At 56.7% G+C, this 14,802-nt stretch carries 11 protein-coding genes; 3 read left to right on the top strand and 8 right to left on the bottom strand.

All coding sequences use genetic code 11. The features are described 5' to 3' along the window. The first annotated feature begins 2 nt into the window (after positions 1 to 2). The 3 genes from CI070_RS02350 to ispF are packed head-to-tail and all read left to right on the top strand — an operon-like array spanning position 3 to position 3,124. A complete protein-coding gene (locus CI070_RS02350; protein ID WP_094135539.1) occupies positions 3 to 1,796 on the top strand; it encodes a transglycosylase domain-containing protein in 1,794 nt (597 codons plus the stop codon). 27 nt (positions 1,797 to 1,823) lie between these two features. Further along, positions 1,824 to 2,588, top strand: coding sequence for an inositol monophosphatase family protein (locus CI070_RS02355; protein ID WP_094135540.1), 765 nt, complete (start codon positions 1,824 to 1,826; stop codon positions 2,586 to 2,588). A gap of 26 nt (positions 2,589 to 2,614) precedes the next feature. Next, on the top strand, positions 2,615 to 3,124 hold the full coding sequence (gene ispF / locus CI070_RS02360; protein ID WP_094135541.1) for a 2-C-methyl-D-erythritol 2,4-cyclodiphosphate synthase: 510 nt from the start codon (positions 2,615 to 2,617) through the stop codon (positions 3,122 to 3,124). A gap of 246 nt (positions 3,125 to 3,370) precedes the next feature. Here ispF and CI070_RS02365 read toward each other — a convergent pair whose 3' ends face one another. From CI070_RS02365 to carB, 8 genes are all read right to left on the bottom strand, one after another. Continuing rightward, positions 3,371 to 4,102, bottom strand: coding sequence for a peptidoglycan recognition protein family protein (locus CI070_RS02365; RefSeq protein ID WP_094135542.1), 732 nt, complete (start codon positions 4,100 to 4,102; stop codon positions 3,371 to 3,373). A gap of 147 nt (positions 4,103 to 4,249) precedes the next feature. Further along, complete coding sequence (locus CI070_RS02370) at positions 4,250 to 5,170, bottom strand: type I phosphomannose isomerase catalytic subunit (RefSeq protein ID WP_094135543.1); 921 nt, start codon at positions 5,168 to 5,170, stop codon at positions 4,250 to 4,252. 93 nt (positions 5,171 to 5,263) lie between these two features. Next, positions 5,264 to 6,508, bottom strand: a complete 1,245-nt coding sequence (locus CI070_RS02375; protein ID WP_094135544.1) for a hypothetical protein — start codon at positions 6,506 to 6,508, stop codon at positions 5,264 to 5,266. 111 nt (positions 6,509 to 6,619) lie between these two features. Beyond that, entirely contained in the window at positions 6,620 to 7,945 is a 1,326-nt protein-coding gene (locus CI070_RS02380) for a Na+/H+ antiporter NhaC family protein (RefSeq protein WP_094135545.1), read from the bottom strand. A gap of 27 nt (positions 7,946 to 7,972) precedes the next feature. Then, positions 7,973 to 9,061 (bottom strand): GDP-L-fucose synthase family protein, encoded by a 1,089-nt coding sequence (locus CI070_RS02385; RefSeq protein ID WP_094135546.1) that lies wholly within the window; start codon positions 9,059 to 9,061, stop codon positions 7,973 to 7,975. 1 nt (position 9,062) lies between these two features. Beyond that, positions 9,063 to 10,130, bottom strand: coding sequence for a GDP-mannose 4,6-dehydratase (gmd, locus tag CI070_RS02390; protein WP_094135547.1), 1,068 nt, complete (start codon positions 10,128 to 10,130; stop codon positions 9,063 to 9,065). Positions 10,131 to 10,278: 148 nt separating this feature from the next. Further along, a complete protein-coding gene (gene carA / locus CI070_RS02395) occupies positions 10,279 to 11,397 on the bottom strand; it encodes a glutamine-hydrolyzing carbamoyl-phosphate synthase small subunit (RefSeq protein ID WP_094135548.1) in 1,119 nt (372 codons plus the stop codon). Positions 11,398 to 11,429: 32 nt separating this feature from the next. After that, complete coding sequence (gene carB, locus CI070_RS02400) at positions 11,430 to 14,633, bottom strand: carbamoyl-phosphate synthase large subunit (RefSeq protein ID WP_094135549.1); 3,204 nt, start codon at positions 14,631 to 14,633, stop codon at positions 11,430 to 11,432. Positions 14,634 to 14,802: the final 169 nt, after the last annotated feature.

The following is a 14,802-nucleotide window of genomic DNA, read 5'->3' on the forward strand; positions in this document are numbered from 1 at the left end:
GAATGGAGAACAGGCGTAAAAGATGGTATGATCTGTTCGGATTGCTGCCTCGCAATCTGGGCCGTCTGCTGTTGTGGTTCAGCCTCATTCCTATCGCTTTCATCATTGTTCTTCTCGTTTATGCATGGAGAGCGGACCAGTATGAGCTGGACGAGGTTTTGGCGCCGTTGGAAAATTGCGCTGCATATGACCGCAACGGCCAGTGGATAGGCACCTTGACAGATCATGACCGGGTGTATGTAGCGCGCAATGAACTGCCTGATAATCTGGTGAATGCGTTCATTGCGCGGGAGGATGAAGATTTCTTCGAGCATGGCGGCATTGTATACTCTTCCATTATCCGTTCCATTTGCCGGAATCTGACTACGTTGTCCTATGCCCAGGGAGCTTCCACGATTACGATGCAGCTGGCGCGGAATTGTTATGAACTGGGGGGGAAGACCCTGGATCGCAAGGTTCTGGAAATGGCCGTGGCCCGCCGCATTGAGGGCAAGTATTCCAAGGATGAAATTCTGACGGCTTACCTGAACCGCATTTATTTTGGCCAGCAATGCTATGGAATTGCGCAGGCGGCGGATTTGTATTTCGGCAAAAAAGTGGCGGATTTGACACTGGCGGAGTGTGCTACCCTGGCCGGGTTGGTGCGCGGACCTTCCATCTACAATCCTGTTTACAGCCCGGAGGCAGCCGTTAAAGTCCGCAATGCGACGCTGGAAAGAATGTTTGAGTGTGAATTTATTACCCGGGAACAATTATGGCAGGCGCTCCGCGAACCGATGGCAGTGGCTGGTAAACGGGAAGCGCGGCCCGGTTCTTATCCCGTTCTGGTCGTTTCCCGGGAATTGGGGGACCTGGATTGCTGCGATGAGCAGGAGGGAACCTCCAGCATTTTTGTCATGACCACGCTGGATTTGGAATTCCAGCGGATGGTTGAAGATGTAAGCGAGCCTATGCTGGCCGCTCTGGAATCTTCTTCCGTATGGGCGGGGCTGCCCAAAAGGGTGGATAACCAGTTGAATCATTGTGTGCAAGCGGCCATATTGTGCGTGGATTCCCGTAAAGGGGATCTGCTGGCCGTAACAGGAGGGCGCTCCGCCCAGGACGGTCTGGACCGGTGGCAGTCCAAGGTAATGCCCGGCGACCTGTTCACTCCCATCGTCAATTTGTGCGCCGTTGATCAGCGTAGAACCGTTATCCGCAGCAATCCGGAAGTCACTGGTCGCGGGGTAGGTTTCAATACGGTAATAGAAACGGCGCAAAAGGCCGGCTACAAAGGGGAACTTCCCCGTTCTTCGGACTTGTATACCGGCAGGTTCCGCATACCTCTCTCGCATGCCGTCAATGCCCTGTATCTCATCGGAAATGACGGGCTCAATGTAAATATTTCCTCCGTCAGGCAGGTGGGCACCACCAAAAAGAACCTGGTGATGGTGAATGCTCCTTCTCCGGAAGAAAGCCGTCAGGAGATCCTGCCTAGGGAATCCGCCCATCTGGTGGCGTCCCTTCCTCCCTTCCGCTATGACGAACGAGCCAGGAAAACATTCGTCAATGTCAGGCTTCCTGGGAATACGGGGCATTTTTCCGCCGTCATGGGGCGTTATTTCACGGTTTTTGTCTGGGTGGGCTTTGATTCTCCAGAGGATGCCATCTATGAGAAGAAGGGGATTGCCGCAGCATTGGCAGCAACCTGTTCCTCCCTGGCTGGGGAAGTGTATGACCGTGCGGAGGAAGGCCGCAGAAAAGCCGTTCGGGAACGCCGGGAGCGGGAGAATTCTGCGGAACAGGGGCCCCAGTGAAATTCAATTTTCCATTAGTAAAGCATCATGAGACACTCACTTGAAATGACCACGGCCATTCAGGCCGCCAAATCCGCCGGAGCTTTCCTGAAGAAGCATTTTTATGAGCAAAAGAAGGTGGATGAAGCCAGCCAGAATGACATCAAGCTGGAGCTGGACAAGCTCTCCCAGAAACTGATTACGGAGGAAATCCTCTCCGTGTTTCCCCACCACGCCGTTTTGGGCGAAGAAGGATACACCGGGGACAGGAACAGTGAATATGAATGGATTGTAGACCCCATTGACGGGACGGTGAATTATTTTTACACGATTCCCTGGTTCTGTGTCTCCATAGCTTTGCGCCGCCGCGGGGAAGTGGTTCTTGGAGTGATTTACGACCCCATGATGGATGAATGCTGGCATGTGGAAAAGGGCGGGATTCCATACATGAATGATCATCCCATGCATTGCAGCCGGCGGGAACGCATGGCGGAAGCCGTGGTATTCGTGGGGCATGGCAAGACGGATGGTTCCAAGGAAAAAGGGATTGAACGCTTCGCCAAGATCGCCTGGCAGGTACGCAAGGTGCGCAATAACGGTTCCGCCGCTTTGGCCCTGGCTTATATTGCCTGCGGTAGATTTGACGCCTATGTGGAAAGCGTCATTTCCATCTGGGATGTCGCTGCCGGGGTTTTGCTGGTGGAAGCAGCCGGAGGTAAGGTTGTTTTGGAACCGAAGGAAGACAATCCTGAACAATTCGCCATTGTCGCATGGAACGGTCGCATCCCTGTTATGGAAGCACTGGGAGAATAGCCTGAACATTATTGCCGCAGTACCGCATGAAAAACATGATTGCTTTGACCGGAATCGGCTATGATATCCACCGTTTTGCGGAAGTTCCGCGCCCCTTGATGCTGGGCGGCGTGCATATTCCTTCTTCCCGAGGCCTGGACGGCCATTCCGACGCGGATGTTTTATGCCACTCCATTGCGGACGCTTTGCTGGGCGCTGCCGGGTTGCCGGACATCGGCTACTGGTTCCCGCCGGGAGATCCTGCCTGCAAGGACATTCCTTCTCTGGATATTGTGGCGAAAGCCGTCTCTCTGATCCGGGAGCGCGGCGGTCGCATCGTGAATGTGGACTCGTCCCTTATTGCAGAATCTCCCCGCATTTCTCCTTATTTGGAGCAGATGAAAGGAGCTTTGGGAACCGCTCTGGGAATTTCCACGGCCCGTGTGGGCATCAAGGCCACCACGAATGAACAGCTTGGCGCGCTGGGCCGCAGGGAAGGCATTGCCGCTTTTGCCGTGGCGTCTATTCTGATGCCGGAGGATCCGGTCATGCCATAAGGCGAATTGCCCCGGTTCTTTTTCTGGAAGTCTTTTCCAGAAAGGGAACCGAATCGGGGCTCTGGAAAGGAATATGCTTCAGAAATAACGGTCAGGAGGGAACGGCTTTTTGGAGAGGCATTTTCCCCAAAGCGGTTTTAATGAAATGGCGAGAGATTGTTAACTGTTCTCCGTCGGCAAAGCCGTTGTAGGCCGCATGATAAATATTCCCCATCTTCCTGCGCAGGGGGGAAGTATTGTCCGGTATCAGCTGATGCAGCGGTAATAGTAATCCACGCGGGAGATGAACCAGGACCATTTGAAGCCGGGTTTGCCATTGTCCAGCAGAAGATGGGGGCAACGCTTGCCGGTCCAGTAGTAGTGGGGCACAACATTCCGCAGGGGAATATCGTGGGCATACATGTTGTAGGCCGCCAGCTTGGCGGCGCGGTCAAAGGTTTTGACGATGCTTTGTCCTCGCTTCTCACACATTTCAATGCCGATGGAGTACATGTCTCCGGGGCCGCCCCGGTCCGCATGGCGCCCTGTTTCATTCAGGGGGATATGCTGCATGGTCACGTACGGATCGACTGTATAATGCCAGTTGCAGCGCAAAGCTCCGTTATTCAGGGCGCGCGCGTGCTGCATGGCGTCTGCGGACGGGTTTTCCGTGTTGTGCATGGTAATGAAGCGCGGCTTCATTCGGGAAGAACGGCGGCGGAGCGGAGAAGATTTAGGCATGAACATAGGCCGGACATTGCATTCCGCCAGCAACTGGCGCGGAGAACGTTTCACCACGGGGACTCCGGAGGGCTTAAAGGAGATCATGGGTGCCATTCCTGCTTTTCCGGAAGGTCCCGAACAACTGGTCAGGGCAAGCAGGGCGGCGGTTTCCAGCAGAAAAGTTCTGCGGTCCATGCCCTGGACTTTCTCCAGCATGGGCTGGAGCTGACCGGAAAAGCGGGCAAGATAAGCGGCGATGGTGGAAATATTGCTCATACAAAGGCCGGAAGATGGGGAATTTTCAGCACGGATGCGGGAAAAGTTAAGTCCACGCTAAGATTCGCCTTTCTTCTTTGCAACGAAAAAGTGCGAAAGCTTCAGCATTGTGCCGAATTCTTCGCTTTTTTTGTCATATTGATCTGTTTAAACCGTTGTTAAGAGTAAAACAGTCTCTGCTTCTGCCGCAGTGACAGCATCCGCGCCTGCCGGGGATAGGATGAATTCGCCCTTCCGGGCCGTTTTCCCGTCCCAGCACACGGAACCGTGGAGAACCGTGAAAACGGCGAAGCGGGATGAGTCCGGCTGGGTGAACCGTTCTCCCTTATCCAGACGGTATTCCTTTGTGGTGAAATGCGGCATTTCCGTCAGGTAGCCGGGGCACTGGCAGAGTTTCCGGAATTCCCCGATGGAATCCAATGCCTGTTCCAGATGCAGTTCCCGCCCTCGTCCGGAGGCATCCGTGCGGTTCCAGTCATAAAGGCGGTAGGTGGTATCGCTGTTCTGCTGGATTTCCGCAATGAGATGTCCGGCGCCGATGGCATGAACCAGTCCCGCCGGAATGTAAAGATGTTCCCCCGGTTCCAGATGGGCGGAGCTTATCAACTGCTCCATTTGTCCCGTTTCCGCCGCATGACGGATGTCCGGAAGTGAGGCGTTCTCCTTCATTCCCCCGTAAATCCGGGCATCCGGAGTTGCGTGCAGTACGTACCATATCTCATTTTTTACTTCTCCCTGCCGGGCTGCCGCCGTGCGTTCCGGGGGATGCACCTGGACGGAAAGGTTTTCGCGGGCATCCAGAATTTTGCAGAGCAGGGGAAATCGAGGGAAACGTTCGTAGCCGGGCCCGAAAATTTCCTGCCGGCGTTCTTCCCACAGCCGGTGCAGGGGCATTCCTGCCCATTCTCCGTCTTTTACGATGCTCATGGCTTCCGGGCGGTCGCTGATTTCCCACGCCTCCCCATAGGCTGTTTCCCGGTCGGGCAGTTCCCGTCCCAGCATGGTTCTCATGCTCTGGCCGCCCCAGATGCGCGGCTGGTAGATGGAATGAAAGCGAAAAGGCTGCATGGCTGTGGCGGAAGCGTAGGCTATCTTTTATGGACGGGCAAGCAAAATGCCCACAGGGTTTCCTGTGGGCATGGAAAGGGAGGAACTGACGGGTTATTTGATGGATTCCCAAACAATGCCGATTTCGTCAAATGGCACGTGTTCCTTGTTCTTGTCCGGTTTCGGGACGCCGTAGTTGGTCCGGAACAGAGGCAGGATGGGGGCTCCCGTTTTAGGATCCTTGTTCAGGGGGGGCATGCCCACTTCCTCCAGAAGCAGGGCCATGCCGAATTCTCCCCCAGGAATTTCGCTAATCAGAATTTCAATAGGGTATACCTTTCCCTGTTCCACTTTGAATGTTTTACCGGCCGCAACGCCTCCCAGCGAGCTGTTCCAGTGTCCGGAGGAAGAGTACTTATAGAAAGTGACCGGTGGGGTATTGATGCCCACACTCTTAAGCTCCTTTTTCAGGTCGTCGTTTCCGGGTTTGTTTTCCATGGCTGCTATCCATTTTGGATTAGCGGTTATTTTCCCTAGTGATGCCTGGAACCAGCCATAATCAAACACATTTTCGTTATTGAAGCGTACGGCAATGACGTCGTCACCAGCTCCGACAAAGCGGAATGTTCCGGATTTTGGAGCGCGCACTTTGCCGCGATAGATGGCAATCCATCGGCTTGGTTTGACTTTGTCCGCGCAACCGTAGGCCTTAGGCGCGTCATTGGCGGATGTTCTGGGAACGTAGAACTGCGCTGCGTAAAGCTGTTGGGGCGCCTTATAGAAACGGTTCATATCCTTTTCATCCCACCCCCGATTAATGAAGCGGGAAAGAACGGAACAAAACTGTTCCTGCGAAAGATTGGTAGGACGTCCGCCAGGAGTTTGCTTGGTGTCGTAAAAGGTCCCTACCAGCGTGCTTCCGGAAGGTTGGGACGTACCGAAGGCGGAAGTGGAGTCCCCCAGGTCGGGGCCGAAGCCGTCTCCCATGCCGAGGGCGGTTCCTTCCTCCAGCATGACGGGTTCATCAGGCGCGTCAATGTCAATCTTGGGGAGGCTCACCGGAGCGGCGGCCGCTGCCACCACAACCTTGACGGGCGTTTCCGCGTGGGAAGAAGAGGAAGTTTCCCTCTGCACTTCCGGCGGCGGAGGCGTGTCCGACGGCGGAGCATCGTCCGGCGTAATGTAGCCGACGACCTTGGGCTCTTCCGGGGGGGCGATGATGATCGTCAGAGAGTAGAGAATGGCTCCTGCCAAAACGACGGAGAGAATGGATGTCGCGAATGCGGCAATATAATTTTTCCGCCTTTCCTTGCGCAGGGTGTCCACTGCGTCTTCCGTGGGTTCTATATGAAGGCTCATACATGTATGATAGCATAAGAATCCCATCTGTTGAGTAACATGAGGATAACAAGGATAACATGTCGGTAACGAAAAAGGCTGCCTTTGCCGTCCTTTTCCCTCATGGGCTTTTCAGCGTTTCCGCCGTCTTCCCTTTCCTCCCCGGGGCAGCGCAATGGCAAGGGTGGCGCAGACGCCCAGAATCAGGGGATAATACAGGTATTCCATGATCAGCAGGGGGGAGACTTGGGAGATTCCGGCGGCCATGAGCATTTGAGCCCCGTAAGGGATGACTCCCTGAACCAGGCAGGAAAAAGTGTCCAGAATGCTCGCGCTGCGCTTGGGAGGGATATGGAATTTATCGCCGATTTCCTTGGCTATGGGGCCAGCCGTGATGATGGCGATCGTATTGTTGGCCGTGCAGAGGTTGGCCAGGGAGACCAATCCGGCAATGCTGAATTCCGCGCCGCGCCTGCTGCGGATATGGGCCGTGATTTTTTCGATAATGTACGCGATGCCCCCGTTGAAACGGATGAGGGACAGCACGCCGCCTGCCAGCAGAGTAACGATAATCAGTTCTCCCATGCCGGTCATTCCGCTGCCCATGGCTTGGAACCAGGCGATGAAGGAGAAATAACCCATGCCGATGCCAATCAGTCCCGTGGCAAGGAGTCCCAGGGTCAGAACGGTCATGACGTGGATTCCTGCCAGGGCCGTCGCCAGCACGAGCAGATAGGGGAATACTTTCATCCATTCAATGGAGGTGTCCGCCGTGGAGGGAGACTGCACGTTCCATCCGAGCAGGATGTAGCAGGCCAGGGCCAGCAGGGCGGCGGGAAGCACTACCTTGAGGTTGGCCTGAAATTTGTCCCGCATGGAGCAGCCCTGCGTACGGGTGGCGGCGATCGTGGTGTCTGAAATGAAGGAAAGATTGTCTCCGAAGAATGCTCCTCCCACCACAATGGCCGTCATCATGCCGGCGCTGACCTGAGTGGCCTGCGCCAGCCCCGTGGCTACGGGAGCCAGGGCGACAATGGTGCCTACGGAAGTTCCTACGGAGAGGGAGATGAAGCAGGAGGCGATGAAAACGCTGGCAAGCAGCAGATTGTCCGGCAGGAGCCGCAGCGTGAGCTGGACGGTAGCGTCAATGGCCCCCATGTCCCTGGCCGCCTGGGCGAAGGCTCCTGCCAGCACGAAAATCCAGATCATCATCAGGATGTTCCGGTTGGCCACTCCGGAGGAAAACAGATCCACCCGTTCCGCCATGCTTTTTCCGCGGGTAATGAAAACGGCCCAGACGGCCGCCGCCGTAAAGGCCACCGTTACCGGGACGGCGTAAAAATCCTGTACGGCTATGGAGATGACCAGGTAAAGCAGGAAGAAAACCAGCAGGGGGCTTAACGCCCACAAGCTGGCTTTAGCAGGGAGTGGATTTTGCTTGTCCGGGTGGCTGGTCATGGGGTGAGGGGGGAGCCGACGGAAAGGTCAGTTGCCGGCAGCGCACGTCCGGCTCAGATACCACCGGTAAATGCGTTCCACTCCTTCTTCCAGCTCCACCCGGTGTTTCCAGCCCAGGGAATGCAGCCTGGAGACGTCCGTCAGCTTGCGCATGGTGCCGTCCGGCTTGTCTGCGTTGAACACCAGATTGCCCCGGTAGCCTTCCGTAGCGGCAATCAGCCGGGCCAGTCCGCCGATGGAGATTTCCTTCCCGGTGCCGATATTGATATGGCAGTTCCGCACTTCCCTGCCTCCTTCTTCCAACTGGCTGAAATCCACTTGCTCCATCACATGGACGCAGGCGTCCGCCATGTCCTCGCTCCACAGGAATTCGCGCAGGGGAGTTCCCGTACCCCACAGTTCCACGGAACCGGGGGTGATGCCGTATTTGTCCAGCACGGCCAGGATTTCCCTTTCTTCAGCCGTTCCGTCCACCTGTTCCACAGGGCGCATATCCAGATCTTTCCGCACGGCGTTCCAGTCTCCTTCCATCAGGCACTTGGCCAGGTGTATCTTGCGCACCATGGCGGGCAGCACATGACTGTTTTCCAGGTGGAAATTGTCATTGGGGCCGTACAGGTTCGTAGGCATGACGGCGATGTAGTTGGTGCCGTATTGCAGGTTGAAGCTTTCGCACATCTTCAGCCCCGCTATTTTGGCGATGGCATAAGGTTCGTTGGTGTATTCCAGCGGGGAGGTAAGCAGGGCGTTTTCCTTCATGGGCTGGGGCGCTTCGCGCGGGTAGATGCAGGTGCTCCCCAGGAAGAGGAGCTTGGATACGCCATGCCGGAAACTTTCCCCGATAACGTTCTGCTGAATCTGGAGGTTGCGGAAGATGAAGTCCGCCCGGTAGCGGGAATTGGCGATGATGCCGCCCACAAACGCCGCCGCCAGAAAGACGTATTCCGGCTTTTCCCGGTCAAAGAATTCCCGGACGGCCGCAGGATCTTCCAGGTCCAGTTCTTGGTGCGTCCGTCCAATCAGGTTGGAATAGCCTTTGTTTTCCAGAGATTTCCAGATGGCGGAACCAACGAGGCCGCGGTGTCCGGCCACAAAGATTCTGCTGTTTTTGTTCATCTCAGAAACGGACGGGAGTTTTGACGTATTCCATGTCGTGGCGCACCATGATGCGCACGAGCTCCTCAAACGGCGTGGAGGTGGGGTTCCAGCCAAGAAGGGTTTTGGCCTTGGTGGGGTCTCCCAGCAGTTGTTCAACTTCGGCAGGGCGGAAATATTTGGGATCCACTTCCACCAGGATATTGCCCGTCTTCCTGTCGCGGCCGCGTTCTTCCACGCCTTCCCCTTCCCATTCCAGCTCTATTCCGGCTTCACGGAAGGCCAGCGTGCAGAATTCCCGTACCGTGTGCATTTCCCCGGTGGCGATGACGAAGTCTTCCGGCTTGTCGTGCTGGAGAATCAGCCACATGCATTCCACGTAATCCTTCGCGTACCCCCAGTCGCGCAGGGCGTTCAAGTTGCCCAGGTAAAGCTTGTCCTGCATGCCCTGGGCAATGCGGGCCGCCGCCAGCGTGATCTTGCGGGTAACGAAGTTTTCCCCGCGGCGTTCGCTTTCGTGGTTGAACAGGATGCCGTTGACGGCGAACATGCCGTAGGATTCCCGGTAATTCTTGGTGATCCAGAATCCGTATTGCTTGGCTACGCCGTAAGGGGAGCGGGGATAAAACGGCGTGGTTTCCTTCTGGGGAACTTCCTGCACCAGCCCGAAGAGCTCGGACGTGGAGGCCTGGTAAATGCGGCATTTCTTTTCCATGCCCAGAATGCGGACGGCTTCCAGCATGCGGAGGGTTCCCACGGCGTCCGTTTCCGCCGTGTATTCCGGTACGTCAAAGCTGACTTTCACATGGCTCTGGGCTGCCAGATTGTAGATTTCATCCGGCTGCACGGTCTGGATGATGCGGATGAGGGAACTGGAATCCGTCATGTCTCCGTAATGAAGGTTGACCAGCCGGTTCTTTTTCATGTCCCGCACCCATTCGTCCAGGTAAAGGTGTTCGATGCGTCCCGTGTTGAAGGAGGAGGACCGGCGCAGGATGCCGTGTACTTCATACCCTTTATCAATCAGGAATTCTGCGAGAAAGGAGCCGTCCTGACCCGTAATGCCGGAGATTAATGCGATTTTGCTCATGTGGTGTGTAGGTGGTTTGCTGGCGGGAGTGATTGATGAAAGGAACCCTCTCCCAGAGCATGAAATTCATGCGCTTCGGTGCATAAATAAAGCATTTTTCCCTGTGAGGCGAGAAAAATGCTCTGGTCTTGAAGGTGGTCCGTATGGCTCAGCGTACCTCCTGCCGCCTGGTGGAGGCGATCATCTGCTTGAAGTCCCGGAACAGGTACTGGGGATCCCTGGGGCCGGGAGCCGCTTCCGGGTGGTATTGCACGCTGAATACGGGAAGCGTCCTGTGGGCTATGCCCTCCACGGTATTGTCATTCAGATTGATCAGCGTTATTTCCACGTCGTCCGGAACGGTGGCCGGATCCACGGCAAAACCGTGGTTCTGGGATGTGATGCTGATTTTACCCGTTTTCAGGTCTTTGACCGGATGGTTCGCGCCCCGGTGCCCGAATTTCAGCTTGAAGGTTTTCGCTCCCAGCGCGTGGGAAATAATCTGATGGCCCAGGCAGATGCCGAACATGGGCACTTTCCCAATCAAGGCAGCCACTTCCCGGTGAATGTCCGTCAGCGTGGCGGGATCTCCCGGACCATTGGAAAGAAAAACTCCGTCCGGGTTCATGGCCAGCACTTCCTCCGCCTTCGTATGGGCGGGAACTACGGTTACGCGGAAGCCGTTTTCCCTCAACTGGCGCAGGATGTTGTATTTAATGCCGAAGTCAAAGGCTACGATATCGTATTCCGCAGGGGGCAGAGCTTTTTCCGTAACCAGCGCATCCACTTCCTCCGGCGCCATGGGGCGGGAACCGATTTTGTCCACGATGTTGCAGCCTTCCATGGAGGGGGCGTTTCTGGCTGCTTCCACGGCTTCCTCAGGAGTCAGCTCCGTGGTGAGGCAAGCGCGCATGGCACCGGCGGAGCGCAGATGCTTGGCGATTTTGCGTGTATCCACCCCTTCAATGCCGATGACGCCCTGTTTTTCCAGCCACGGGCCCAGGGATTCCGTGGCCCGCCAGTTGGAGTGAACCTTCGCCAGCTCCGCCACCACAAAACCGCTGACCTGCGCTTTGTCTGATTCCCCGTCTTCCGGGTTGACGCCGTAATTGCCGATCAGGGGATAGGTCATGGTGACGATCTGGCCGCTGTAGGACGGATCCGTCAATACTTCCTGATAGCCGGTCATGGACGTGTTGAAGCAGGCTTCCCCCACTTCCGTGCCCGTGGCCCCGAAGTGCGAACCGATGAAGACGCTTCCGTCTTCCAGTGCGAGAATGGCTCTCATGGTGATGTAAGTATGCTGTAGGTGGTGCGGGATTAAAGGTTTTGGGCGTGGTATTCCTGAATGGTGCACACCTGAAGATTTTTGTTCTTCAGCGCCTCAATGGCGTTCACGCAGGCCTGCGCGGAAGCCAGGTTGGTGCAATAGGAGGTTTTGGCGGCAATGGCGGAGGAACGGATGATGATGTCGTCCGCTCGCGCGTCGTGGGAGCCGGGCGTGTTGATGATGAAATCAATGTCCCCGTTTTTAATATGGTCCACGATGTTGGGGCGGCGCGCCTCGTTGACTTTGTAGGCGCGTTCGCATTCAATGTCGTGCTGGAGCAGGTGAATCATCGTGCCGCGCGTGGCGCACAGCGTGAATCCCATGTCCGCCAGCTGCCGGGCCATGTGAAGCACCCGTTCCTTGTCCCGGTCATTCACGGAAATGAAGACTCTGCCTTCCGTCGGCAGGGGATTGAATGCGCTGACCTGGGATTTTGCGAAGGCGATGTCCGGGTCGGGATCAATGCCCATTACCTCTCCGGTGGATTTCATCTCCGGCCCCAGCACCACGTCGATGCCCGGGAAGCGGCCCCATGGGAAAACGGCTTCCTTCACGCAATAGTATTCCGGAGTGATTTCCCGGGTAAAGCCCAGTTCCGCCAGCGTTTTGCCGGCCATGACCTGTGCGGCCAGCTTGGCGAGGGGCCTTCCGATGGATTTGGAGACGAACGGCACGGTGCGGGAAGCGCGCGGATTCACCTCAATGACGTAAAGCTGTTCATCTTTTACAGCAAACTGGATGTTCATCAGCCCGCAGACGTTCAGTTTGCGCGCCAGCTCCTTGGAAGCCCGCGTGATTTCCTTGTGCATTTTCATGGAAATGCCCATGGCGGGAATCATGCTGGCGGAGTCCCCGGAATGGATGCCCGCCGGTTCCACATGCTGCATGATGGCTCCGATGACGGCGCGCTCCCTGTCCGCGATGACATCCACGTCAATCTCCACGGCGTTTTCCAGGAAGCGGTCAATCAACACGGGGCGTTCTTCGGAAGCTTCCACGGCTTCATTCATGTACCGGCGCAGTTCTTTTTCCTCATATACAATGATCATGCCGCGTCCGCCCAGCACGAAGGAGGGGCGCAGCAGCACCGGGTAACCGATGCGCGCGGCAATGGCGGCGGCGTCCTCCACATTGGTGGCCGTTCCTGCATCCGCCTGTTTCAGCCCCAGTTCCTTCAACAGGGCGGAGAAATGTTCGCGGTCTTCCGCCAGGTCAATGGCCTTGGGGCTGGTGCCGATGATGGGCACGCCGTGGGCTTCCAGAGCGTTGGCCAGGTTCAGCGGAGTCTGGCCTCCGAACTGGACGATGACTCCGTCCGGCTTCTCCTGCTCGCAGATATGAAGCACGTCTTCCAGCGTCAGGGGTTCAAAGAAAAGCTTGTCGGAGGAATCGTAGTCCGTGGAGACGGTTTCCGGGTTGGAGTTCACGATGATGGTTTCATAACCCATTTCCCGCAGAGCCATGGAGGCGTGCACGCAGCAGTAGTCGAATTCAATCCCCTGGCCAATGCGGTTCGGGCCGCCGCCCAGGATGAGGATTTTTTTTCTGCCTGTTTCGCGGGCTTCATTTTCATCTCCATAGGTGGAATAAAAGTAGGGGGTGTAGGCTTCGAACTCCGCGGCGCAGGTATCCACCAGCCGGTATCCGGGCACAATGCCCTGTTCCAGACGTTCCTTCCGGATGTTTTCTTCCGTGGTTCCCCGGGCCAGGGCGATTTGCCGGTCGGAAAAGCCCAGCTTCTTGGCTTCCCGCAGATCCAGCTTGTCCAGGCTGTCGCCCGCTCTAGCCAGGTCCTGCATTTGCGCCAGGAACCAGGGATCAATCTGGGTGAGCTGCTGCACTTCATCCAGGGGAAATCCGTTGCTGAACGCCGTTTGAATCCAGAAAATGCGTTCCGCCGTGGGAACAGCCAGTTTCCGCGTGATTTCTTCTGCGGAAGGCGCCTGCGGAGCCTTCGCGTCAAATCCCCAGCCCCAACGTCCCGTTTCCAGGGAACGCAGGGCCTTTTGCAGGGATTCCTTGAAAGTGCGTCCGATGGCCATGGCCTCCCCTACGGACTTCATGGACGTGGTCAGGTGTTCGTCCGCCTGCTTGAACTTTTCAAACGTGAAGCGGGGGACCTTGGTAACCACATAGTCGATGGTGGGCTCAAAGCAGGCGGGCGTTTCCCGCGTGATGTCATTCCGCAGTTCGTCCAGCGTGTAGCCCACGGCCAGTTTGGCGGCCAGTTTGGCAATGGGGAACCCCGTGGCCTTGGAAGCCAGCGCTGAGGAACGGGAAACGCGGGGGTTCATTTCAATGACAATCATGCGGCCGTTGGCCGGATTAATGGCGAACTGGATGTTGGAACCGCCCGTCTCCACGCCGATCTCCCGGATGACGGCGAAGGAAGCGTCCCGCATGGCCTGGTATTCACGGTCCGTGAGGGTCTGGATGGGGGCTACGGTGATGGAATCCCCGGTATGCACGCCCATGGGGTCGATGTTTTCAATGGAGCAAATGACCACGCAATTGTCCGCGCGGTCCCTCATTACCTCCATTTCAAATTCTTTCCAGCCGATCAGGGACTCTTCAATCAGGATTTCGGAAACGGGGGAAAGATCCAGCCCCCGGGCGCATATCTCCTCAAATTCCGTTTTATTGTACGCCACGCCGCCTCCCATGCCGCCCAGCGTGAAGGCGGGGCGGACAATCAGGGGAAAGGAACCGATGTCCCCGGCTACCCGGCGCGCTTCCTCCATGGTGTGCGCAATGCCGGAACGCGGCACGTCCAGGCCAATGCGGAGCATGGCTTCCTTGAACAGGTTGCGGTCCTCCCCGCGGTCAATGGCGTCCGCGTTGGCTCCGATCATACGCACCTTTTCCCTCTCCAGCACGCCGCTGCGATGCAGTTCCATGGCGCAGTTCAGGGCCGTCTGCCCGCCCAGGGTCGGGAGAAGGGCATCCGGTTTTTCCCGGATGATGATTTTCTCCACGAACTCCGGGGTGATCGGTTCAATATAAGTGCGCGGGGAGGTCTCCGGATCCGTCATGATGGTGGCGGGATTGGAGTTCACCAGCACTACTTCATAACCTTCTTCCCGGAGGGCTTTGCAGGCCTGGGTGCCGGAGTAGTCGAATTCGCAGCCCTGGCCGATGACGATCGGGCCGGACCCGATCACGAGAATCTTTTTAATGGAGGTGTCTTTAGGCATAATGGCGATGGAAGAATCCTGTGATCCTGGACCGCGGATTTCCGCCGGGGGAATTAAGTGCCCGCCGGGCTCCGGAGGAAAGTTTTTTTACGGTCAATGACGCGGATTTTCAGGGTGTGGGGATCAGTTGAACATGGCGGGGAAAGGAGGCCGGAACAGGGCGCGCCAA

The organism is Akkermansia muciniphila, assembly GCF_900184965.1.
Classification (GTDB): domain Bacteria; phylum Verrucomicrobiota; class Verrucomicrobiia; order Verrucomicrobiales; family Akkermansiaceae; genus Akkermansia; species Akkermansia muciniphila_A.